We start from the raw sequence: 24242 nt of genomic DNA, 5'->3' as shown, positions 1-24242 counted from the left end.
AAATATTTTATATCTTAAACTAACTTTTTTTATTACTTAACTAAGTTTAAGAAAATGTTTAATGCAGTTTGATTTATGCCATCTCCAGCTTCATATACTAGAGTCGTTTTCTTAGGCTCTAAAGCAGTTTTCTGAGCAGATGTTACACTATTTCCAAGCATAACTACTGGTGATTTTAATTTAGCTGCTAAAGGACCTGATGTTAATGCATCTACTAACTGGTTACTTTTACTAACAAACATTGATGGATATTCAGCATTTGGATAGAATTTTTGTATTACCTTTCCATTTGTTTCTTCCCTATTTTCTCCAGCTATTCTATTTTTAGATACATCATTTGTAATAACCTTATCTAATTTATTTATTACTGAATCAAATATACTTAGGTTACCACCTATAAAATAAGCATCTTTTACTTTTAAGTCTGATATCCAATTATAAACTTCATCGCTTACATTATCTTTTGATACTAGTACGATTGGTTGCTTTTCTTCTCCTGCTTTTGAAGCTATAGAAAGAGAATCCGCTTCACCTGTACCACTTGTTATATATAGTTTTTCTACTGGATTAGTTTTTGTTAATTCTTTTGCTATCATTAGAGATGTACTATATCTATCTGAACCACCCACTCTATTTATTAATACATCTGATAGGGTGTCTTTTATCTCACTTTCAACTTTATCTCCAATAGAGTTATTTCCTCCAATTAGAATAACTTTACTTGGATTAAGTCTTTTTATCTCATTCTTAGTAGATGTTGGTATATTATCTTTATTTACTAATAGTATAGGGGCATCATTTGCTGTAGCAAGTGGTGTTGATGTTATACCATCAACTATAGAGTATCCATTTACTAGTACTACTGTATCTGAATTTTTAGCCCAACCTTTTTTACTTATTGCTACTGCTGTGTCATATCTTTCAGCACCTCTTAATTTCTCCACTTTAACATTAGATGGTGGAGTAACTGGTTCTTCACTACTAGAATATAAACTCTTTAAATCATTTTGTATAGAAGTGCTATTTGCTATATCTTTAGCTGAGAAATACATACTACCTTTTATTTCACTATACTTTCTATTTAATGTTACTTGTTTTACTATTTCTTTCGCTATATTTTGTCCACCATAACTTGATTGGCCTTGCTTATATATACCTTGTCCTATGTATAAGTCTACATTTGTTCCTTTTACTTCATTGGCCCACCATGCCACTAACTTAGAATAATCTGCTGCTTTAAGACCAATTGGCCAGTAAAGTTGTGGAACTACATAATCAACTAATCCTTGTTTTATCCATGCTCTTGTATCTGCATATGTACCTACATAACTTTCATTGCCTGATGTGTCTGAACCTGTTGGGTCACTACTCTTATTTCTCCATATACCTGCTGGGCTTACACCAAATACAACATTAGGCTTTATACTCTTTATAGACGCTTTTACATCTCTAAGTAAAGTATTTACATTTTCTCTTCTCCAATTGTCTTTATTTTGTCCATTTCCATATTTTTGATATGTAGCAGTATCGTTGAAGCTTACTCCTGGATAGAAATAATCATCAAAATGAACTCCATCTATATCATAATTTTGAACTACCTCTGCTATACTATCCACTATGTACTTTCTAACTTCTGGTAAACCTGGGTCATAGTAATACTTATTTCCATGTTTAACTACCCAACTTGGATTTTTCTTTGCTGGATGGTTTGCTGGCAATTTATCTATGCTCTCATCTGCCATAGTTATTCTATATGGATTAAACCATGCATGGAATTCCATTCCTCTTTTATGTGCTTCTTCTATTAAAAATGGTAATGGGTCATATCCAGGGTTCTTACCTTGTGTACCTGTAAGATATTCAGACCATGGGTTTATATTTGATTTATATAAAGCATCTGATTTTGGTCTTACTTGAACCACTGCTGTATTTATTCCTACACTTTTTAATTTGTCCAATAAATCTGTGTATTCCTTTTTTTGCTTGGCTTCATTATTTTTAGTCTTAGGCCAGTCTATATTATAAACTGTAGATATCCAAGCAGCTCTCATTTCCTTATCATTTGATGAATCAGCAAATGAACTAACACTACACATTGTAAGTGTCATTATCAATGATAATACTAATATACTTATTTTTTTCATTTCATCCCCCTTAATTTCTAAAATTTATTTTTTTCTACAATATACTCCTTACTAAGTATATCTAAAATTCATATTATCTGTCAAATATTGAATAATTTATTTAATATTTATATTTAATATTTGATTATAATACGAAATAATTTATTATAAAAAAAACAGCAAAGAAATTTATATTCTTTGCTGTTTTTATAACGTTCATCATTATTTTAATATTACTAAATTCTTAAAGCTCTATGTAAAACATTAAATGTAATTATACATACTCAATGTTAATATTCAATCCTATGTAAATCAATATCTATTATTATTGTAAAACACGTGTAGCAGTTATAAGTCTTCTTGCATAATTAGTTCCTGGAGCCATGCTAGTAACTTTTACTACATCTCCTGTTTGTGGTGAATGTATGAATTTAGAATTCCCTACATACAACCCAACATGATTTATTGAACCACCTGAACCAAAGAAAACTAAATCTCCTGGTTTTAATTCTGCTCTAGATACTTTCTTTCCTACTGTTGCTTGTGATCTTGATACTCTTGGTAAATTAACTCCTGCTCCATTTTTATAAACATAAGAAGTGAATCCAGAACAATCAAAAGAGTTTGGTCCAGTTGCTCCCCATCTATATGGCTTACCTTGTTGCTTAAATGCTAAGTTTAAAACTTTTTGTACCTTTGCGTCTACATTTCCACCTTGAATAGTTAAATAGTCTCCATTTACCCATCCTGTAACATTGTCAACAGTTTTTATTTTAATCCATCCATTTGAATGTAATTCTAAAACTTCAACTTTGTCTCCTGTGTTTATCTTTCCTACTACTGCATCATTTGCATTAGCTCCACTTCTTACATTTAAAAAATCACACTGGTCTACTGTTGCACTCATAGGTGAATTAGTTAGCTCTGCTGCACTAGCTGTTATTGCTCCTGCTTCTACTGTGACAACTCCTGCTATTAACACCATAGCTATAAATTTTTTCAATATATGTTTTTTATTTTTTATATTCATCATAATCTCAAATACCTAATCCTTTCGAAAATTTAACATTTTGTTCCTTTGTTTCCAATTCCTAATTAACATTCTAACTTACATCAAAATAAATTGCAACCTTTTTTGTAATCTTTTTGTAATCTTTTTGTAATCTTTTGTTTCTTTTTCATATTTTATTGTTTATTTTTGCTCCCCCTGGTTACAATTTAGAAATATATTCTACTTTTCTTTAGTTATTACAATTTCCTTGATATTAGCATCTTCTGGTTTAATGTAAGTTGGTACTAATTTTCTCATAACATCATCTATTTTTTCAATTTCTTCATTGTTAGTAATTTCTTTTAAAAGTTTTAAGTATTTTGTTATTTTTTCTCTATCAACATCTATTGGTCTACCAATAAAAATCTTTTTATGCTCTGTATCCAACAAACCTTCTTCTGACATAAGAAGTTCTTCATACAATTTTTCACCTGGTCTAAGACCAGAAAATTCAATTTTTATATCAACATCTGGTTCAAATCCACTGAATTTTATTAAATTTTTTGCTAAATCTAATATTTTTACAGGCTCTCCCATATCAAGCACAAATATTTCTCCACCTTTAGCCATAGCCCCAGCCTGTATAACAAGCCCTACAGCCTCTGGTATTGTCATAAAATATCTAATGATATCTGGATGAGTAACTGTCACTGGTCCACCATCTTCAATTTGCTTCTTAAAAAGTGGAATTACACTTCCATTACTTCCAAGTACATTTCCAAACCTAACTGCAACAAATTCAGTCTGACTCTCATCATTCATTGTCTGTATAATCATTTCGGCTGCCCTTTTAGTAGCTCCCATTATATTAGTAGGGTTTACAGCCTTATCTGTAGATATAAGAACAAATTTTTTAGCTCTATATTTTGAAGACAGTCCAGCTATATTTAAAGTCCCAAATACATTATTCTTTATAGCCTCACCAGGGCTTGACTCCATAAGAGGAACATGTTTATGAGCTGCCGCATGGAATACTACTTCTGGTCTGTATTTGTTAAAAATTTCATCCATTCTTTTTTCTTCTCTTATTGATGCTATTACTGTCTTTAAATCTAATTTATTTCTATATTTCCTAAGCAATTCTTGTTGTATTGAATAAGCATTGTTTTCATAATTATCAACTATAATAAGTTCTTTAGGACTAAATCCTGCAATCTGTCTACAAAGCTCTGAGCCAATTGAGCCTCCTCCTCCAGTTACTAAAATTACTTTTCCTTCAATATAATTACTTATCTCTCTTAGATTTGTTTTTATAGTCTCTCTACCCAACAAGTCTTCTATTTCTACCTCTCTAATCTGTTTTATATCAACTTTTCCATCTATAATTTCGTAAATTCCTGGTATTGTCTTTATTTTACAGTTAGTATTTTTACACATATCAATAATTTCTTTTTTTCTAAGCTTTTCTATATTTGCTATTGAAAAGATTATTTCATCTATATTATATTTTTCAACTACATCTTTTATATTTGAGGTTGTCCCTACAATTTTTACATTATGAATTATTCTTCCAATTTTATTTTCATCATCATCAATTATAGCCACTGCTACTTTTTTAAGTTCTGGATTTCTCTTTAATTCCTGTATAACCATTTCTCCAGCATCTCCTGCCCCAATTATAAGGATATTTGAAACCTTGCCCCTAAAATATGTCTTATTCATCACTATTCTTATAGCTCTATAGGCTACTCTTGCACCACTTGTAAACATTATAATAAATATTGTATTTAGTACATAAAACATTATAGGATAATCAAACCCTAATAATTTATTTATTATATAAACTGGAATTAAATAAGCTAAAGTTGCTATAAAAATAGATATAATTTCTTCTTCTCCTGCATATCTCCATAATGTGTTGTAGCACTTAAACAATCTAAATGACACTATATGAAGTACAATATATATACAAGCTGAAATTATTATATCATTAATAGTAAATACATTTAAATTACCTGTCAAACTCAAAGACATTCGAAATGCTACTAGCACGCTACAAATATCTAGAATTAATAATGTTAATTGTCTAAATTTATATTTTTTAAAAAGCTTATTAAAAAAGCTTTCTTTCTCTAAATCTATACTTTCTCGCATAACTAGAAGCCCTCCATATAAACAGCAAAAGCTACGCACCTAAGCATAGCCAACAACATCTATCTTTTGCTGTATTTTTTAATTTTATTTTTTATATTTATCCAATATAGAATCATAAATTTTCTCTATATCATTAAAGTTTAAATTAACTTCATAATTTTCTCTAACAAACTGACGACCTTTTTTACCCATACTAACTCTAAGTTCATCATTCTCCATTAGTTTTATTATAGCATTTTTTATTTCTTCTGCTTGTTTTGGTTCTACAATTAATCCAGTTTCATTTTCCCATACAGATTCTGGATGTCCACCTACATTTGTAACTATAACAGGTACTTCACACGCCTCTGATTCTATAGCTGCCACCCCAAATCCCTCTCTCAAAGAAGGAAATACTGTTACATCAAAAGAATTGAAGGTCTTACTGACATCATCTGGAGATATTCTTCCTAAGAACTGAACATCATCTTCTATACCTAATTCTTTAGTTAAATTTATTAGGTTGTCCATCTGACTTCCAGAACCGCCTATTTTAAGAATTATTTTCTTATCTTTATATTCATCTTTCAGCATCTTAAATGCTTGTATTAAATATTCAATTCCATATTTTTTTTCTAGACTCTTTATAATTCCTATTACAAAAGCATCTTCTTTTTCTACTTCCATAGGCTTAAACCTATCCATATCTACTCCAAAAAAAGTTACATCTACATGCTTAGCTGTATATTTATTAGCCTCTTTAGCCATATCTCTACTATTTGAAAAAATATAGTCTGCTTTTCTAAAATTATGTTTTATAATTTGTTTTTGTATAAAACCATTATTAGGGAAATCATAAATATCAGTACCCCAGACAGAAATAATATATGGATGATACCCAAGTAGACTACCTATAAATCCATAACTACTTGCATATTGTGCATGCAATATATCTGGCTTTATTTCATTTACTAGTTTCTTTATTTGTCTTATTGAACCTAAGTATCCTGTTTTTTTAGAAATGTTTTCATTTTTTAGTTCTTCTACATTAGAACCAAAATCATAAATCTTAATTCCTTCCATATGACCTCCATTTAAAGAGATTACATGAATGTCATATCCTTTATTTTTAAAAAAACTACACCATTTTAAAGTATGAGGATTTGACCCATCAGCTAAATAACAAACAGTCTTCATAATATTTACCTTCCTATCGAATAATACTCAATCCCTAGTTCTTCCATATCTTTAATTTTATAGCAGTTTCTTCCATCAAGAACTAAAGGATTTTTCATCTTTTCCTTATACTTATGTATATCATAATTTAATACATTTTTCCATTCAGTCATTATAAAACATATCTCTGCATCTTCTATAGCATCATCTACAGAATCAGCATAGAGTATAGAATCACCAAATATTTTCTTAGTATTACTCACACCAATTGGGTCGTATACTGTCACTCTTGCTCCTCTTTCAAGCAAATATTTTATATTTGGTATAGATGGAGCTTCTCTTATATCATCAGTGTCTGGTTTAAAAGTCAAACCTAAAACAGCAACCTTCATATCTTGAAAACTCTCTACTAGTTTAGATGCCTTTCTAACTAATTTAAGTTTTTGGCTTTCATTAACTTCTATTGCAGCTTTTACTGTTTTTAATTCATATCCATTATGTTCAGATAGCCAGTGAAGAGCTTTTGTATCTTTTGGAAAACAAGAACCACCATATCCTATTCCCGCCTTTAAAAACTTACTTCCTATTCTATCATCATAACTCATTCCTAAAGCTACATCTTCTACATTAGCCCCAGCTATTTCACAAAGATTTGCAATATCATTCATAAAAGATATTTTAAGTGCCAAGAAGTTATTTGATGCGTATTTTATCATTTCAGCACTATTTCTATTTGTAACTATTATAGGTTGATTAAAATGTTCATAAATTTGATGTAATATATCTCTAGCCCATTCACTTTCTACACCTATAACGATTCTTGAAGCATGTAAAGTATCTTTTACTGCTGTTCCTTGTGACAAAAACTCTGGATTAGATGCAAGTTCTACTTTTACCTCATTTTTTAAATTCTTATTTATATAACATTCTATTTCTTCATTTGTACCAATTGGTACTGTAGATTTTATTACAACTAGAGTATCTTTTGTTATAGTTTCAGCTATTTGCTTTGCAACAGCCTTTATATAATCTAAATTAGCTGAACCATCACTTCTCTCTGGAGTACCTACAGCTATTAATATTACATCTGCATCTTCATAAGCTTTTTTATAATCAGTAGTGTAATCTATTCTTCCTCTATTGTAATTTTTAACCATAAGTTCTTCTAGGCCTTCTTCATATATAGGAGCTATTCCAAGCTTCATTGATTTAACTTTTTGTTCATCTACATCAACACAGACTACATTTTCATTACCTACCTCTGCTAGACAAACACCTGTAACCAACCCTACATATCCAGTCCCAGCTATAGCTATCTTCATTATTTTTACCTCCAAGTATATAAAACTTATACTCTTTTTTTAATGGCATTAAAAACATAGAAACAAAATACATATAGGGTTTTTGGTAAACTTAAATTTTCAACATTTCTATAAGTATTCCAAGTTCGTTTTAATGCTTTTATCTTGTTGCTCGATATAGAATTTCCAACTAGCCTATAATTCACTAAATCTACTGGAATTCCATATGCATATTTTTCCTTTTTAAGTAACTGTAACCAGGTTGCAGTATCTTGTCCTCTTCTCACTAAAGGCATGCTAAATTCACCTACGATATTCTTATCAATGACTACAGTAGAACACCCTATTATAGTATTTCTAAGCAATCCCTCATAGTCAATCTTTTTAGGTGCTCTTGCAACTTTATTTGTTTTTGTTCCATCTTGTCTCATATATCTATAAGATGTAAAAGAAAATCCGATATTTCCTTTTAACATATATTCTATCTGAATCTCTAACTTTTTACTATCCCATAAATCATCACTATCTACAAATGCGATAAATCTACCTTCCGCATTTTTAATACCAACATTTCTAGATACTGCAGCTCCAGAATTTTTTTCAAGTTTTATATATTTTATTCTAGCATCTTCTTTTTGAAAACTTTTTATAATTTCACTTGAATTGTCCTTAGAACAATCATCCACTAATAAAAGCTGCCAATTTTTATAAGTTTGATTTTGGATTGACTTTATCGTCTCTGATAAAAACTCTTCTGAATTATATACAGGAGTAATTATCGATACTAAAGGCTCATTCATATTTTTACTCTCCTTATATAGCAACTAGCAGTACTATACCAACAAGTTTACTTAGATACTAATTTTCTTTGTCCAATATATTTATAATATCCTAATGGAAACAATACTAAATACAATAATTTATCAGATATCTTATTTATTTCGCCAAAATAATGACTATCAGACAATAATGAATATCTGGCTAAATTTATGTAATTTTTTATCCACATATATGGATATCTATCTAATGGATATGTACTTTGATTTATTAAATATAAAAATTCTAATGCTCTACCTTTCAATGCATTTTTATTTAAAATATTTTTAGTCAAACCATCATCCAAATAATCTCTTATTATCATAGGTTTGTTTACACATTTAACTTTATAGTATTTAGACATTTCATTCCATACTACACTTTCTGGTAAAAATCTCACTTCTTTTCTTTCTGGAAAAGGAAATTTTATAAGCTCATCAGTTACAAATACTATACTTTTATCTCCCTTAACACCATACTTAAAATATAGGTCTGCAAAGTGACATATTTTCTTATCTTCAGGCATTTTTGTCCCTATCAAATCTCCGCTTGGATATACACAAAGTCCAACAACTCCACTAAATCCTTCTTTATTCTCTACAGAATTCCACTCATTATCAGCAATTTCAAGAGAATCTTTAATTAAACCATCATCACTATCTACAATAAAAAATAGCTCTCCATCTGCACTTTTTACACCTAGATTTATTGCAGTATGTTTTCCTCCATTTTCTTTGTATATATATCTTATATTTAATTTATTTTCTGATATAAATTTTTCAACTAATTCTTTAGTACTGTCGCTACTTCCATCATCAACAATTAACCATTCAAAATCATTGAAATCATATGTTTGAGCTTTTAAATCATTATACAGGTTTTCAAGCAAATGAGCTCTATTATATGTTGGAGTAAATACAGTAAATTTATATTTATACATTAATTAAATCTTCCTCTCTATCTAACTTTTTTTGATTCCATTTATTCCATAATTAATAAAGTAGTATATAGCTTTGTATAGAGGTATTTTTTCTATATTTCTATATATATTCCAAGTCCACATAGCAGCTTTTATTTTATTACCACTTAGTGAGTTACTAGATTTTCTATATAATGCTAAAACTTCATTTATTCCATGGGCGATATGTCCTCTTTTTAATATAGATAGCCACAAGACATAATCTTCATGTCTTACACCACTCATTTTGATTTCAAAATCCAGTTTAGACTTATCAATAACAACAGTAAGACATCCCAAAATATTTCCCTTCAATAATCTTCTATAATCTACATTAGGTGGAACTTTTATTACTTTGTTTAACTTCTTATCATTTTCATCCATTAGTTCATATGAAGTAAATGAGATTACATAGTCATTTTCTAACATAAAGTTTACTTGTTTTTCTAGCTTACTACTATTCCATTGGTCATCACTATCTAAAAAAGCTATAAATTGTCCTGTTGCCTTACTTAGTGCTAAATTTCTAGCATTAGAGACACCCTTATTAGTCTCAGTCTTTATACATTTTATTCTACTATCTTGTTGCATATAAGATTTGACTATATTAGGACTATTATCTGTTGAGCAATCATCAATAATTAACATTTCCCACTCTTGATAAGTTTGGTTTAATACTGATTTTATGGTTGCTTCAATAAATTTTTCAGAATTATACATGGGAGTAATTATAGATACTAAATTCTTCTTCATATTACCTTCCTCATCATTTATAAAATATTTATTTAATTTTACTTAATACACAATCATATATCCTCTTGCAGTTCTTATTGTCATTATATCTGAAAAACTTATTTCTTTCATTTTTTTGGTTATCCATAACCTCAAAATTATTCTCAATAATATCAATAAGTTTATTCACAGCTTCATCATTATTATAAGCCAAAGACCCAAACATTTCACTTTTTAAATCTATATATGAGTCAACTTTTTGCATATATTCATCCAAGTCAAATTGGTAAAACAATATAGGTCTGTTCATATATAAAAAGTCTATGGCTACACTTGAATAATCAGTTATATTTGCAGCTGATTTTCTAATTTCATTTGCTAGAGTTACCCCTTTATCTAAAAATACAATTCGTTTTCCTGTTATATTTTCTTTTATATCATCTATAAACTCATGCATAAGATGATGCATATAGATTTTTACATTTATATCTTTTTCATCTAGAATTTTATTTAACTTATCATCATTCAAGAAATTCATTATATTTTTAAAATAATCTGTATCTGTAAATTTTCCTGAACTAAATTTTATCCAATCTCTCCATGTAGGAGTATATAATATATCTCGTGTTTGTGCAACTTCATTTGTTGGTAAATTGTCATATCTTGCATTTCCAATTATATAAACTGAGTCATCTAACATTCCCCAATCATTTACCATAACATTTCTTTCAAACTCAGAACTTGCTGTAACCATATTATAGCTTTTATATAAGTTATCTATAATATTTTTGAATTTTTTATTCATTGGTTTTCTCTTTTTAAAACTTATAGTCCCATGATTTAAAAACACTTTTATCGTCTTTTTATGGAAATAATTAAGAACAGGTACAGCAAAATTATATGGTGCTATATCTGCTGATGGCGCATGTGAAAATATTATTGCTTTTGAATTGTAATAATATAGATAGTTTTCTACACTTCCTCTTATTAATTTTTTGCCTGGAATTTTATCGAATACTTTACTGTCTTTATTTACTACCCAATAAGTTTCTACATCATTATGTTCTTTCAACATATACTCATAAAAGAACTTTGAATTATCATTGTATATATCTCCTGAATGTCCACCTATAAGCCAGATATTTCTACCATTAAACTTATGCTTACTAAATGGATATATAAAAAAAGCCAAAAGCATATTTATTAAAAATTTAACCTTGTCCATAAACACCATCCTCATTATAACTTATACTGTCTAAATCCATTAATTCTTCCCTTTATAGTGGCACTATGATAATCTCTATTAGAACTCAATATAAGACCTCCTATATTTCTTACAAGTTTTGATGCCATAACCTTTATAAACTTATAATTTTTTCTATAGACTATTTCCTTTTTGCAAAGCGCTCCAAAACCTCTTCCATAGTTATAATCTTTTTGATACTTTTCTTTAGATTTAGAATGTTTTTTTGCAGGATGGTAAATTATATCATTTCCAAAATATTTTCCTTTAAAACCTAAACTCAATAAGTTTAAAACATAATCTATCTCTTCGCCAGAGCCAAACTCTCCACCAACACCTAATTTTTCATCAAATCTTGTATATTCATTCTCTTCAAAATTAATAAAAAAAGTTATGGATGTTATAGTATCTAAAACGTTGGAACTTGTGATATCACAAGTTCCATCATACATCTTCTTAAAAGCATCAATTTTATTTGCATCCATAGTTTTGCAACTATATATTTTATAATCTTTATTTTTATTAAAGAAATTTATAACTTTTTCTAATGTATCATTTTCGTAAACACAATCATCATCAGGGAAACCTATAATTTGTCCTTTAGCATTATCTATGCCTATATTTCTGTTATAGCTTAATCCTAGCTTATCACTTTTTATATACTTTATATCTAGCTTATCAATGTATTTATCAACTATCTCCTTAACTTTGTTATTATCATTTTGATCTACTACTATAAGTTCAAAGTTTTTGTAAGTTTGATTTTTTAAGCTGTCCATAAGCAAGTATATATCATCATATCTATTTAATGTCGGCATTATTAATGATATTAACATTACTACCTCCTACTTTTCATTTTCCACAAATCTACCTCTCTTTTATCATTTAATATCACTTCTTTTATTAGTAATACTATTGCAAAACTAAATGAAGCTTCTAATAATAAATTTTCTGCAAAAGAGTATAGTAAAAATATAAATAAAGCCACTAAATACGCTTTTTTATCTTTTTCTATAAAGCTTTCTATTCCTTTATACATCAAATACATAAATAATATACAAGCAATTACTCCTAGTACACTAATTATATATACATAAGAACTATCTAATGGATTAGTTGCTTTTATAGCCGCACTATATGAATTCCCAAAAGGTTTCAGAAAATTCCCCTTTTCAGCTAAGTATACATTCCAGAACTTAGGTCTACTTGCTAATAATCTATTTAATACAGTACTTTTATCAAACACTGTACCAATAATTACACTAGATAAAATAAGTATTATCGGTAATGTCTTTATAAGCATTGGTAGTCCTTTTATTTTTTTTATATCTATAAATCTTATTATTTCTACAAATATCAACCCTGCTAATATAGTAAAAAAACCAGTTCTACTATATGTAGTTTGATAAACAAAAAATGCAGATCCAAATAAAATTATTCTATCCCATTTATTATAGTCTTTATATCTTAAGAATATATATGCTGCATATATAGTAACCATATGATAAAATACGCTATTTGGATTACCAAGTCCAAAATCCATTCTTGTAACAAGCATATCTATCTTTTCTATATATCTATAGTGAACTTCCTGATTAAATATTAATGAAGGAAATAAATTGAATAATAATATAGCTACCATTAAAAAACATGCAGATATTATTAAATAATTTTTAACTATAAATTTATCATCTATTTGTTTAGCTGATACAGCTAATAAAACGATTAATAATATAGCTCCTTCCCTATTTAATAAATAAAGTAAGACACAAACTCCAACTAGCACCATTTCTGTTATACTTTTTCTCTTATCAAATAAAAAAAGTAGCATTAGTATTCCTATTGAAGAATAAAATAACGCTGATTTAATCATCCCTATATTCATATCTGGGTCAATAAATGATATCATATACTTTCTAAGTAATATGATAAACAAAACAAATATATAAAGATATTTTCTAATCATAATATTTCTATCATCGTTTAAAGTCTTCATTTTACTTTCTCCCTTTTAGCTTCGTAAAGTATTACTTGCAAATATTTTACAACACTTCCATATCTTATTTACACCTGTTAAGTGTTTGCTTTCTAAGAAATAATTTCTCTTTTTAGCCCAACTTTTTCCCCACCAATGTATCCCATAAGTGTTTGCTGTAATACACTCTGGTGTAAAGTCTTCTTTAAATCCAAAAGGATAAAAATATTCTTTATCGTAAACACGTATTCCTTCTTCATAATTATTTTTATCAATCTTTTTATAATTCTTTTCCATAAGATGAGTCATAATCTTTGGTATTGTAAATAAAGAAGAACTCAGAACCTCTTTTTCATAGTAATTTAATAAGTCTTTAAAGAAAGGATGTCCTTTTTCTACACCTATTATAGCTGCATTCATATATTCTCCATCATCTTCATAACCACATATAAGCCTATTATTGTCTAAAAGAGGAGTTATATCTTTTAATATCTGCATATCTGTATCCATGTAAACTCCACCTTGTTCATAAAGTACTCTTATTCTTGTATAGTCCGATATAAATGCCCAAAGTTTTCTTTTATAACATTCTTCTAAAAACTTATTTCCCTTTATTTCTTTCTCTATATCAAAGTTTTTTTCATTCCACTCTACTATCTCATATTCTGGAAGCTTTTCTTTCCAAGAATTTATACATATATTTTCTATATTGCCTTTTGGACCACCAAACCATACATAATGTATTTTTTTAGGAATCAAATGAACACCTCCTACATATATTCTTGTCTATCTTCTTCTTTTAATTGCTCTACTATCTTTTTGACATCTTGAGCTTTATCTTTTCTACAAACCATAACTGCATCATTCGTAGACACTACTATCAAATCACTAATACCTATTGTCGATATTAATTTGTCATCTGAATATATAATTGAGTTTTTGGTATCTATAGTAATATTTTCACCTCTTTTGATATTACCTTCATCATCAGTTGGATATATTGCACCTAGAGAGTCCCAAGAACCAACGTCATTCCACCCAAAATCGCCAGGAACTACTATAACATCATTACTTCTTTCCATAATACCATAATCTATAGAGATTGATTGTATTGTTGGATATATTTCTTTTATTTTTTCTATTTCTTCTTTTGTTCCTAAGTATTTGCTTATCTCTTCTAATTTTTCATATACTTTTGGTAAGTATCTCTTAAAATCTTCTAATATTTTAGATACCTTCCATACGAACATTCCGCTATTCCATACATATTTCTTAGAGTTTACATATTCTTTAGCAATCTCATAGTTTGGCTTTTCTACAAACTCCACTACCTCATATGCAACATTTTCTATTGTATTTTCTCTATTAAAATTTATGTATCCATATCCTGTTGATGGAAATGTAGGAGTTATCCCAATAGTTACTAGTTTATCATTATTTTCTGCTATATAGATAGCTTTTTCTAAAATAGATTTAAATTCTTTTTCATCTTTTATATAATGGTCAGCTGGATATACACACATAACACCATCACCATATTTTTTCATTATGTTAAAGGCTGCAAAGCCTATAGCTGCTGCCGTATTTCTGGCACATGGTTCTGGCAAAATATTACTATCTAAACATTTATCTTTTACTATATCCTTTAAAGCTTCCAATTGCTTCTCATTAGTTACTATAAATAAATCGTCTTTTTTTGCTAGAGAATCTATTCTGTTTATAGTTTCGTTTATTAAAGCATCTTCTCCACTTAAATTTATAAGCTGTTTAGGTACTTCTTGTCTACTAAGTGGCCAGAAACGAGTCCCGCCTCCTCCAGCCATTATGACATTATATACTTTCATTGTTTATCTCCCCTTAGCTTTTTATATAGAATCTACTACATTTAATATATAAGATATTAAATTTTTCAATTTAAATTCTACATCTTCTTGGTTGTCTGAATTTGCTCCAAAGTAAAATTTAATTTTAGGTTCTGTACCTGAAGGTCTTATAGCTATCCAAGAACCATCTTCAAGTAAAAATTTAAGTACATCTGATTTTGGTAAATCATCTACTCCATTTTTATAATCTAAAATCTTATCTACTTTTACATCAGCCACATTATCTATTTTAACACTTCTAAAGTAAAGCATCATCTCTTTTATTTTTTTTATTCCATCTATGCCTTTTAAAGTCACTGACTTTAAATCTTCTTTGTAGTATCCAAATTTATTATATGTATCTATCAAAGCTTCATACAAGTTCATACCTTTTGAAGAATAGTATGCTGCCATTTCACATATCATAAGTGAAGATACAACACCATCTTTATCTCTAGCATGAGTTCCAATTAAGTAACCATAGCTTTCCTCATATCCCATTATAAAGCTTCTATCATTACTTTCTTCAAAAGAATTTATTTTTTCTCCTATAAATTTAAATCCTGTTAAAGTATTTAAACAATCTACATTATAAGCCTTTGCTATTCTGGCACCTAGTTCTGATGTAACTATAGTTTTTATTATTGTAGGATTATTTTTAGGTAGTTTATTTTCTTTGACTAAGCCTTCTACTATATATCTAACTAAAAGTGAGCCAACCTGGTTTCCATTTAATACTACATACTCACCACTAGAATCTTTTACAACAACACCTACTCTGTCACAATCAGGGTCTGTTCCTATTATCAAATCAGCACCATTACTCTTTGCCATTTCAATAGCTATATTAAATACTGACTTTTCTTCTGGGTTAGGATACTTAACTGTTGAAAAATTAGAATCTGGCAATTCTTGCTCTTTAACCACTGTTACATTTTCAAAGCCACATTCATTTAAGACTCTTCTCACTGGCTTATTTCCTGTCCCGTGAATAGGTGTATATATTATTTTTAATTTTTTTCCATACTCATCTATTATATTCTGTCTTAAAACTTGCTTCTTAACAGCCTTTATAAACTCATCCTCTACTTCATTATCTAATATAGTTATTAAATTTTTAGATAAAGCTTCTTCAAAATCTAAAGTTTTAATAATACTGTAGTCATCAATCTTATTAACTTCTGCTATTATATCATTTGCCATATCTATACAGATTTGACCACCGTCTGAGTCATATACCTTGTACCCATTGTACTCCTTAGGGTTATGACTTGCTGTTATTACTATTCCCATAGCACATTTTAAATATCTTATAGCAAAAGAAAGTTCTGGTGTTGGCTTTAATTCTTTAAAAATATAAGCCTTTACACCATAAGCACTTAAAGTCTTTGCCACTTCTATACAAAATTCTCTCGACATGTATCTGCTATCATATGCTATAACTATTCCCTTTTTCTTTCCTTCTTCACCTTGAGTCTTCATAATATAATTTGAAATTCCAAGTGTTGCACGTCTAACAGTATAAATATTGATTCTATTAGTTCCCGCTCCTATTATACCTCTTAATCCACCTGTTCCAAACTCTAAATTCTTATAAAATCTATCTTGTATTTCTTTTTCATCGTCTTTTATTCCTAATAACTCATTTTTCGTTTGTTCATCAAAATAAGGAGAATTTAACCACATTTCATAATTATTCTTATAATCCATATTTTCATCCTTTCTAACTCTATTTTAATTTTTTAATGTAAATGTCTATCTTTTAAGTAGTTTTTGTTTTCCTTTTCTTAAAAATTCAAAAGCTAAATCCATCTCTTCTACCTTAAATAAAACTATCAATATCGTATATACAGAGGCTCCACCTAATACCCCAACTCCAACTGCTACAATTTCTTTAATTGTTCCTGAACCTATAAGTACATATAGATTACTATATATCAATAAAGTGACTACTGCCATTACGCCTGATGCTACCAAACTTTTTAAACCAGTCTTTATAATTTTATCTCCTCCAAAATATCCATTTTTCTTTTTAAGAGATATAAATAATAATATAACTGTAATTATGTTAGATGTACTAGTTGATATAGCAATACCTGCATGACCCAGTGGTCTTATTAATATTAAATTAAGAACTATATTTATTCCTAAAGCTATACTTCCATTTATCATTGGTGTCTTTGTGTCTGAAAGAGAGTAAAATGCCCTATATAAAACATCTCTTACTCCACAAGCCAATAAGCCTAGTGAATACAATCTAAGTGCTATAGATGTAAGGTCTGTTGATAACGCATCAAATTTACCCCTTTGGAATAATATCCTAACAAGAGGTTCTGCTAATATAATAGCTCCTACAGATATAGGAAGCACCACCAATATAATGCAATTTGATGATTTTACAATAGTACTTATAAATCCTTCTTTGTTATCTTTACCTGACATTTTTGCTAGCTTAGGATATATAACTGTTATTATAGACGTAACAAATAACGCCATAACAAACTCATTTAATCTATTTGCATAGTTAAGGGCAGACAGCTTCCCATCTCCCAAAGTAGTTGCCAATAATCTGTCAACAAATATATTTAACTGTCCCACAGCTACTCCTATTAACATAGGCAATACTAAGTTGACTAATTCTTTTATAGACTCATCCTTTAAATTTATATATGGCTTATACTTGTAGGACTTCTTAAATGCAAATGGAAGTTGAAATAATAGTTGACTCGCCATAGCAAGTAATGCTCCTGCTGGCAGTATCCATATGTTTTTACCTGCACTTAGTGCTATTGCTGCTATTATTATAATATTATATGGAATTCCTATAAGCCCAGGAATTACAAAACTGTCATTCACCTGTAAAAATGAACTAAATATTTTACTTCCACTCAGGAACAAAACTCCTGAAATCATTATTTTAGTAAATAATATCGCTGCTTGAAATTTAGCAGGGTCATTTCTAAATCCTGCTGCAAATACTGTAACAAATTGCTCTGTAAATAAAAGCCCAATAACAGCTATTACTATAGCCATTATATAGCATATATTTAAAACATTATTAGTAAATTTTAAGGCACCTTCATCTCCGAGTCTTTTCTTTGTCTCAAAGTACATAGGTATATAAGTTGTAGCAATTGCAGAACCTATGACTGCTATGATTAAACCAGGTATATTTAATGTTAATACAAATACGTCTGCATACATACCTGTCCCATAGAAATTTGCAAGTACAAGTTCTCTAAGAAAACCTAATACTTTTGAAAACATAGTGGCTGCCATAATCCACAATGCTGCTTTAGCTGTTTTTGACATTTTATTTCTCCTTATCTAATTTAAACTCTAAAAGTAGAACTTTTAAAACTGCTTACAAACATTCTTCTGACTAAGTAAATTTAACCTATGAAAAGCTTCCTTTATAAATCAAAAACTATTTCGACTCATATCTAAATGCCCTAAATGTAATCAATAGTAATAATAGTATTAATATTATAGAAGATAAGAATGTTAGATTAAATATACTCTTAAGTAAACTATAATTACCTACTGTGTATCCAACTTCAACTACATCATTTATATTGCTATTTTTCAAGAATTTATCTTGTGCACGACTTAAATTATCACTACAAATCAGTATTGGCATATTTTCTTTTGCTGATACTACTCCCAAAGAAATATATTCGTTTACATCAGATCTACTACCAAAGTCTAATCTAGCAGTATAGATTTTCTTTATATCTTTTTCATCATAAAACTTCTTTATTAAATCTACATTTGTACTTGATTTATTTATTTGCTTTATACCTTCTATATTCTTTAAGTTAGAATCAACCTCTGCAATAAATTCTTTTGAATCCCCCAATGCATATATTTTTTCAAGATTTTTACCTTTTAAGAAATCAATTTGTTCTTCAAAACCTTCATCTTTAGCCCATATTATTGGCATTCCACTTTTAGCTGCATAAGAATATACAGATATGGCATTCTCTAATCCTGTAGTTGAGCTAAGTAAAAATGCTTTATCAAATCCTACTGTTCTGTACATTTCTCTAGCTATCTTTAAAGATGTATCATATCTGTCTTTTCCTCTTATTCTTTCTACTTTCATTCCCATTCTTTCTATATTACGTTCAGCATCTTTAGATACTGCCTTTAAACCACCTATTATCGTAACTTTCTCTGGAGCTAGTTCTTTTAGATAATTTCTTGTTACTCTACCAAGATTTTTACTCTTAGTTACAACTATTGGAGCATTTTTTGCATATGCTAAAGGTGTTGCACTTATACTATCTACAATTGAATCTTCATTTACAAGAATTACTTCTTTAGAATCCTTAAATACTCTTCTATTTAACTCTGCAGAAATCTCTGGTATACTTCCTTCTATCAACTCTTTTTTAGGATTTGCATCTGCAAATACTCCTATCGTACTAGAAATAGAGATTAACAAAACTAACGATAATATAGTAGAAATTTTTTTAATCATAAGTTCTCATTCCTTTTCTTTTTTGTATTTTTTGACAATAAAAAAGCTCTTTTTTAAAGAGCTTTTTCATTGATTAGTAATCTAATATTTTAAAATTATCTAGCTCCGTCTCCTGTCAATACTACTTTAACAGTTTTAAAGAGTATCTTAAAGTCAAGTAATATACTCCTATTTTTTATATAGTAAATATCTTCTTTAAGTTTTTCTTCAGGAGTGATTTCGTATCCACCATTTACTTGTGCCCAACCTGTAAGTCCAGGTTTTATAGCAAGCCTGTTGATAAATCCAGGTATTTCCTCATTGAATTGAACAGTAAAGTTTGGTCTCTCTGGTCTAGGGCCTATTAAGCCCATGTCCCCCTTTAATATATTAAACAGCTGTGGAATCTCATCAATTCTAGTTTTCCTAATAAACTTTCCAACCTTAGTTATTCTAGGATCATCTTTTTCAGCCCATTGTGCGCCAAATTTTTCTGCGTCTGTTCTCATAGATCTTAATTTATATATATAGAATCTTCTCCCGCATTTTCCTAGTCTTTCTTGCTTATAAGTTATTGGTCCTTTGTCCTCTATTTTAATAAGAATTCCAAATATTGCTATTAAAGGTAAACCTATCACAAGTCCTATTATAGCTAAAACTAAATCCATAATTCTTTGGTACAAGTCAAATAGAACTGTTCCTTTTACTATGCTATAGTCAATCTCACTTGCAATTTCTTTATCTGCCCCTGGATAGCTTTTAATTTTAGGTATTTCACACTCATCATTAGTATATCCAGACATAGTTACCTCCATATTGGAATAAAAATTTTTTAATTCTTAATTTCAACTTATTTCTATCTTATTTTTGACTTATTCCTATATTATACTCAATAATGAGCAGATTATCAATACAAGAAACATCATTGTAAACAATTTGATTCTTTACAAAAATATATCATCTCTTGTTATATTTTACATTATAACAGGAGATGATATGTTTTGCTTTAATATTTTTTATTTTATTTTACTGTATCTTCTATTCCTATTCCAATTTGAGTTCCCATTGTTTTTACTTTTTCTGTAGTATTTAACTTATCCATATCGCTCTTATTGTCAATAAATGCACATTCAACAAGTATTGCTGGATAATTATTATTTCTTAACACATATAGGTAATCATTTCCATTAGCAAGTGTTCTTGTCTTGATTCCTCTATTTTTCATGTTAAATTTTTCTAGTATTCTTTTTAAGATATTTGATGCTGCAGTCTTAGTTGTTCCACCATTCTTATCTTTTACTTTGTAATAAATTTCCACACCATTACCAGCTCCATTAGATGCATTGTAATGTATACTTGTGAATAAATCTGGCTTTATAGTATTTGATAATGTTGTTCTTTCTCCTAAAGCCATTGTCTTATCTGTATCTCTAGTCATAACAACATTTATACCTTTTGAACGTAAATATTCAGTAGTTGCTAGTGCTGTATTAAGAGTATATTTCTTTTCTTGTGCTCCACCATTTAGCCCACTTGTTGCCCCTGAATCAGAACCCCCATGACCTGGGTCTATCACTACAGTTTTTCCTGTTGCTGAACCTGAATTGTCTGGATCTGTTGGTGCATTGTGTTTTGATAAACTAGATGCTATAGAACTTATAACGCTATCTTTCATTCCATCACCAATTTGATATACTGTTCCTGCTGTTTTTTCTGATAAGTTTGTGCTATGGTATGCAGAAACATAAGTTTTTGGAGTTATAAGTATTGGAGCTTTTAATTTAGCTGCCAAAGGTCCTGCTGTTATTGAGTCAACTATTATATCAGACTTTGCAACTAACATTGCACTCAATTCTTTATCTGGATAGAAAGTCTTGATTACATTTGCATTTGTTTCATGTCTATCTGCTCCAGAAATTCTATTTTTTGAAGTCCCATTTTTTGCTATTTTAGATATTTGGTCTATGATTTTTGATGATAAACTTTGACTACCACCTACATAATAAGCTTCTTCTAGACCTTGTGAAGATAACCAATTATATGTACCTTGTGGTACAGAATCTTTATTAGATAATATTATAGGTTGTTGGTCTTCACCAGCTTTTGGTGAAATATTAAGAGCATCATATTCACCAGCATATCCATTTGCTATGTATATTTTATTAACATCATGATACTTATCTATTTCTTTTGCGATAAGTAAAGATGTTTCATGTCTATCAACCCCACCAATACGAGTTATATTTACATTTACAGCAGATTTAATTTGAGATACTGCCTTTTGTGAAACTGAACCATCATCACCTATGATTATTACATCACTTGGGTTTAGACGTTTTAATTCTGCCTTTGTACTTTCTGGTATATCATCTTTATTTGCAAGTAATATTGGTGCATCATATGTAGATGCAAGTGGAGTAGCTGTGATTCCATCTGCTGCTAATTCTCCATTAACTATTACAACCTTACTAGACCCATCTTTCCAACCTTGTTTACTTATCTCAACAGCAGTTTCAAATCTAGTAGGGCCAGCAAGTTTTTTTACTGGTGCAGAAGTTTTTCTCATATATTCATTTACTGCTTTTGTTGAATTTGCATCACTTATTATAAACTCTTGTGTAACATCATAATCCTTAAGATTTAATCCCATAGACTCTAAGTCTTCTTTGTTTAAAACTTTCTGTTCATCTTTGCCATTTATTTTTATGCTTTGAAGTTCCCACACATTTAAGTATTCTGGGTCTTTGTTATAGTTTATTACACCTTCATATGAATCTGTCTTTTCATTATAATTTAAAGTAGCTTCAAGTGGCATATCATAACACATAAAATTTAATGTTATTGAATCAGCATTTAATTTTTCTTTAAATTTTACACTTGCATTAGATTTACTTCCTAACACTACACTTTTTCTTTGTAAATTTATATTAATATCTGAGTTAGATTCTGTATTTGCAGTAGTATTTTCTGCTGCTAAAGCCACGTTTGGTGCCACCATTGCTATAGACAACATTCCTGTTGCCAATAATTTTGTTGTTTTTTTCATCATATCCCCCCTAAATTTTTTGGACCTTTAAATCTTTTTTAATACATCTTAAGCTTGTTTTATATTACATAAATTCAATATTATGTAAATCTTTTTTCATTATAACACAAAAGATTACAAATTGTAATCTTTTTGTAATCTTTTATGGCATGGTTTTTAAATTTTATCGAGGGGAAATTTTGATTATATTTGATAGTTTCCGTGTATTTGAACAAAACAAAGACTTTAGCGTCTAAAAATATTGCACTAAATTTTGATAAATATTTTTTTCTTATACATAATAGACATTACTATAACCCAGAATAGGACATACAATAAAGAAAATACAAGAGAATCCCAAGTTGTACCTGCCCAAGGAGTTATAAGTTCATATGTAGTCCACTCTACCAAGGTAGTTGGATAATCGACTTTATTTGTAAGTTTTGGAAGGTTCCAAAAAACATGGCTTAATATCTCGAGACACATATATGTAAAAATAGGGCTACTTCCAAGTGCTATTATTGGGGTAAATATTTTACTTTTATTTTTGATGTCACATATAAAATAAAATATTGACAGTAATATACCATAACTTCCAGCCATTAAAAGTACAAATGAGCTAGACCATAATCTTTTATTAAATGGAAAATACTGATTAAATATAAAAGCACCTATTAGTAAAATAATACTCATAACTAATATTTTAAAGAATTTTTTATACTCTCCTATGTTTTCTTTTAAAAGCACACATCCCATCGTGCATCCCAACATTCCTGAAGAAATTGCTACTATACTAGTTAAAAAACCATCTGGCTCAAAATCTGGCTTGTACAAATGACCTTTAAAGAAATGTAAATCCACTAATTGTGCAAGAGAACCTTCTAACTCAAACCCATAAGGTTTTGCTACTATGTAATATCCTACTATTATAAATGCAGATATACATAAGAAAGTAATTATTGTAACAGTACTTCCAACATTTAATTTTTTTAGTAGTAAGTATACTAAGCTAGTCACAAAATAGACTAGTCCCATACGTTGAAGTACTCCAAGTATTCTTACAGTATTTAAATCAGGATTTCCTAGGTAATTTAAGAAAAATCCAAATAATATCAATAAGATACTTCTCTTGAATATACTAAGTATTATACTTAATGTAGATTTATTATTTTTTAGTTTACTATTTATTGATATTGGAATTGTAACACCTAAGGATATAACAAAAAAAGGAAATGCAAAATCTGCAAGTGTTACACCATGCCATACAGCATGTCTTAGTTGAGGATACATTCTCATCCAAGTCCCAGGATTATTACAAACTATCATGAGGGCTATTGATAGCCCTCTTATTATATCTATTGATTTAACTCTGCTATTCACAAATTTAGAGTCTACACTATTATTTGAAATTTTATTGCTATTGCTATTGCTATTGCTATTGCTAT

General features: G+C 29.0%; 19 protein-coding genes. All 19 read right to left on the bottom strand.

Translation table 11 applies throughout. From position 1 onward, the window contains the following. Positions 1-32: 32 nt before the first annotated feature. On the bottom strand, positions 33-2144 hold the full coding sequence (locus KGF39_RS11065; RefSeq protein ID WP_227822346.1) for a cell wall-binding glycosyl-hydrolase Cwp19: 2112 nt from the start codon (positions 2142-2144) through the stop codon (positions 33-35). A 304-nt stretch (positions 2145-2448) separates the two neighbouring features. Then, the gene (locus KGF39_RS11060; protein ID WP_227822345.1) at positions 2449-3156 is read right to left on the bottom strand and encodes an NlpC/P60 family protein; all 708 of its coding nucleotides are present in this window, start codon (positions 3154-3156) and stop codon (positions 2449-2451) included. Between the two features lie 198 nt (positions 3157-3354). Next, positions 3355-5268, bottom strand: a complete 1914-nt coding sequence (locus KGF39_RS11055; RefSeq protein WP_227822344.1) for a nucleoside-diphosphate sugar epimerase/dehydratase — start codon at positions 5266-5268, stop codon at positions 3355-3357. 84 nt (positions 5269-5352) lie between these two features. Next, on the bottom strand, positions 5353-6444 hold the full coding sequence (locus tag KGF39_RS11050) for a glycosyltransferase (protein ID WP_054274756.1): 1092 nt from the start codon (positions 6442-6444) through the stop codon (positions 5353-5355). A 5-nt stretch (positions 6445-6449) separates the two neighbouring features. Next, the gene (locus KGF39_RS11045) at positions 6450-7745 is read right to left on the bottom strand and encodes a UDP-glucose dehydrogenase family protein (protein WP_227822343.1); all 1296 of its coding nucleotides are present in this window, start codon (positions 7743-7745) and stop codon (positions 6450-6452) included. Between the two features lie 26 nt (positions 7746-7771). Then, on the bottom strand, positions 7772-8524 hold the full coding sequence (locus KGF39_RS11040; RefSeq protein ID WP_227822342.1) for a glycosyltransferase family 2 protein: 753 nt from the start codon (positions 8522-8524) through the stop codon (positions 7772-7774). A gap of 47 nt (positions 8525-8571) precedes the next feature. Continuing rightward, on the bottom strand, positions 8572-9480 hold the full coding sequence (locus tag KGF39_RS11035) for a glycosyltransferase family 2 protein (RefSeq protein ID WP_227822341.1): 909 nt from the start codon (positions 9478-9480) through the stop codon (positions 8572-8574). A 21-nt stretch (positions 9481-9501) separates the two neighbouring features. Beyond that, a complete protein-coding gene (locus KGF39_RS11030; RefSeq protein ID WP_054274760.1) occupies positions 9502-10251 on the bottom strand; it encodes a glycosyltransferase family 2 protein in 750 nt (249 codons plus the stop codon). Between the two features lie 28 nt (positions 10252-10279). Further along, the gene (locus tag KGF39_RS11025; RefSeq protein ID WP_227822340.1) at positions 10280-11455 is read right to left on the bottom strand and encodes a CDP-glycerol glycerophosphotransferase family protein; all 1176 of its coding nucleotides are present in this window, start codon (positions 11453-11455) and stop codon (positions 10280-10282) included. A gap of 14 nt (positions 11456-11469) precedes the next feature. Further along, positions 11470-12309: a glycosyltransferase family 2 protein gene (locus tag KGF39_RS11020; RefSeq protein WP_054274762.1), complete on the bottom strand. Its 840-nt coding sequence runs from the start codon at positions 12307-12309 to the stop codon at positions 11470-11472. A gap of 2 nt (positions 12310-12311) precedes the next feature. Then, entirely contained in the window at positions 12312-13469 is a 1158-nt protein-coding gene (locus KGF39_RS11015; RefSeq protein ID WP_107594763.1) for a polysaccharide polymerase, read from the bottom strand. Between the two features lie 15 nt (positions 13470-13484). Beyond that, complete coding sequence (locus KGF39_RS11010) at positions 13485-14207, bottom strand: glycosyltransferase (protein ID WP_227822339.1); 723 nt, start codon at positions 14205-14207, stop codon at positions 13485-13487. 11 nt (positions 14208-14218) lie between these two features. Beyond that, positions 14219-15292, bottom strand: a complete 1074-nt coding sequence (locus KGF39_RS11005) for a mannose-1-phosphate guanylyltransferase (RefSeq protein ID WP_107594762.1) — start codon at positions 15290-15292, stop codon at positions 14219-14221. Between the two features lie 21 nt (positions 15293-15313). Continuing rightward, positions 15314-17020 (bottom strand): phospho-sugar mutase, encoded by a 1707-nt coding sequence (locus tag KGF39_RS11000; protein WP_227822338.1) that lies wholly within the window; start codon positions 17018-17020, stop codon positions 15314-15316. Between the two features lie 45 nt (positions 17021-17065). Continuing rightward, complete coding sequence (murJ, locus tag KGF39_RS10995) at positions 17066-18622, bottom strand: murein biosynthesis integral membrane protein MurJ (protein WP_227822337.1); 1557 nt, start codon at positions 18620-18622, stop codon at positions 17066-17068. Between the two features lie 115 nt (positions 18623-18737). Beyond that, positions 18738-19793 (bottom strand): cell wall-binding protein Cwp7, encoded by a 1056-nt coding sequence (locus tag KGF39_RS10990; protein ID WP_227822336.1) that lies wholly within the window; start codon positions 19791-19793, stop codon positions 18738-18740. A 95-nt stretch (positions 19794-19888) separates the two neighbouring features. Continuing rightward, a complete protein-coding gene (locus KGF39_RS10985) occupies positions 19889-20575 on the bottom strand; it encodes a sugar transferase (RefSeq protein WP_079740152.1) in 687 nt (228 codons plus the stop codon). A 218-nt stretch (positions 20576-20793) separates the two neighbouring features. After that, complete coding sequence (locus KGF39_RS10980) at positions 20794-22818, bottom strand: N-acetylmuramoyl-L-alanine amidase (protein ID WP_227822335.1); 2025 nt, start codon at positions 22816-22818, stop codon at positions 20794-20796. 246 nt (positions 22819-23064) lie between these two features. Further along, on the bottom strand, positions 23065-24242 hold a 1178-nt coding region (locus KGF39_RS10975), incomplete at its 5' end, for a DUF5009 domain-containing protein (RefSeq protein ID WP_227822334.1).

The organism is Clostridioides sp. ZZV14-6345 (assembly GCF_020657775.1).
Lineage (GTDB): Bacteria > Bacillota > Clostridia > Peptostreptococcales > Peptostreptococcaceae > Clostridioides > Clostridioides difficile_D.
The sequence above is the reverse complement of the archived record's forward strand: the minus strand, read 5'-3'. Positions and strand labels throughout refer to the sequence as shown.

What these genes read in the sequence shown, in the direction of transcription:
- KGF39_RS11005 (WP_107594762.1), bottom strand. Translation starts at nt 15,292, where the DNA reads ATGAAAGTATATAATGTCATAATGGCTGGAGGAGGCGGGACTCGTTTC.
- KGF39_RS11015 (WP_107594763.1), bottom strand. Translation starts at nt 13,469, where the DNA reads ATGAAGACTTTAAACGATGATAGAAATATTATGATTAGAAAATATCTT.
- KGF39_RS11065 (WP_227822346.1), bottom strand. Translation starts at nt 2,144, where the DNA reads ATGAAAAAAATAAGTATATTAGTATTATCATTGATAATGACACTTACA.
- KGF39_RS11050 (WP_054274756.1), bottom strand. Translation starts at nt 6,444, where the DNA reads ATGAAGACTGTTTGTTATTTAGCTGATGGGTCAAATCCTCATACTTTA.
- murJ (WP_227822337.1), bottom strand. Translation starts at nt 18,622, where the DNA reads ATGTCAAAAACAGCTAAAGCAGCATTGTGGATTATGGCAGCCACTATG.
- KGF39_RS11045 (WP_227822343.1), bottom strand. Translation starts at nt 7,745, where the DNA reads ATGAAGATAGCTATAGCTGGGACTGGATATGTAGGGTTGGTTACAGGT.
- KGF39_RS10980 (WP_227822335.1), bottom strand. Translation starts at nt 22,818, where the DNA reads ATGAAAAAAACAACAAAATTATTGGCAACAGGAATGTTGTCTATAGCA.
- KGF39_RS11060 (WP_227822345.1), bottom strand. Translation starts at nt 3,156, where the DNA reads ATGATGAATATAAAAAATAAAAAACATATATTGAAAAAATTTATAGCT.
- KGF39_RS11000 (WP_227822338.1), bottom strand. Translation starts at nt 17,020, where the DNA reads ATGGATTATAAGAATAATTATGAAATGTGGTTAAATTCTCCTTATTTT.
- KGF39_RS11030 (WP_054274760.1), bottom strand. Translation starts at nt 10,251, where the DNA reads ATGAAGAAGAATTTAGTATCTATAATTACTCCCATGTATAATTCTGAA.
- KGF39_RS11055 (WP_227822344.1), bottom strand. Translation starts at nt 5,268, where the DNA reads ATGCGAGAAAGTATAGATTTAGAGAAAGAAAGCTTTTTTAATAAGCTT.
- KGF39_RS10990 (WP_227822336.1), bottom strand. Translation starts at nt 19,793, where the DNA reads ATGATTAAAAAAATTTCTACTATATTATCGTTAGTTTTGTTAATCTCT.
- KGF39_RS10985 (WP_079740152.1), bottom strand. Translation starts at nt 20,575, where the DNA reads ATGTCTGGATATACTAATGATGAGTGTGAAATACCTAAAATTAAAAGC.
- KGF39_RS11040 (WP_227822342.1), bottom strand. Translation starts at nt 8,524, where the DNA reads ATGAATGAGCCTTTAGTATCGATAATTACTCCTGTATATAATTCAGAA.
- KGF39_RS11035 (WP_227822341.1), bottom strand. Translation starts at nt 9,480, where the DNA reads ATGTATAAATATAAATTTACTGTATTTACTCCAACATATAATAGAGCT.
- KGF39_RS11020 (WP_054274762.1), bottom strand. Translation starts at nt 12,309, where the DNA reads ATGTTAATATCATTAATAATGCCGACATTAAATAGATATGATGATATA.
- KGF39_RS11025 (WP_227822340.1), bottom strand. Translation starts at nt 11,455, where the DNA reads ATGGACAAGGTTAAATTTTTAATAAATATGCTTTTGGCTTTTTTTATA.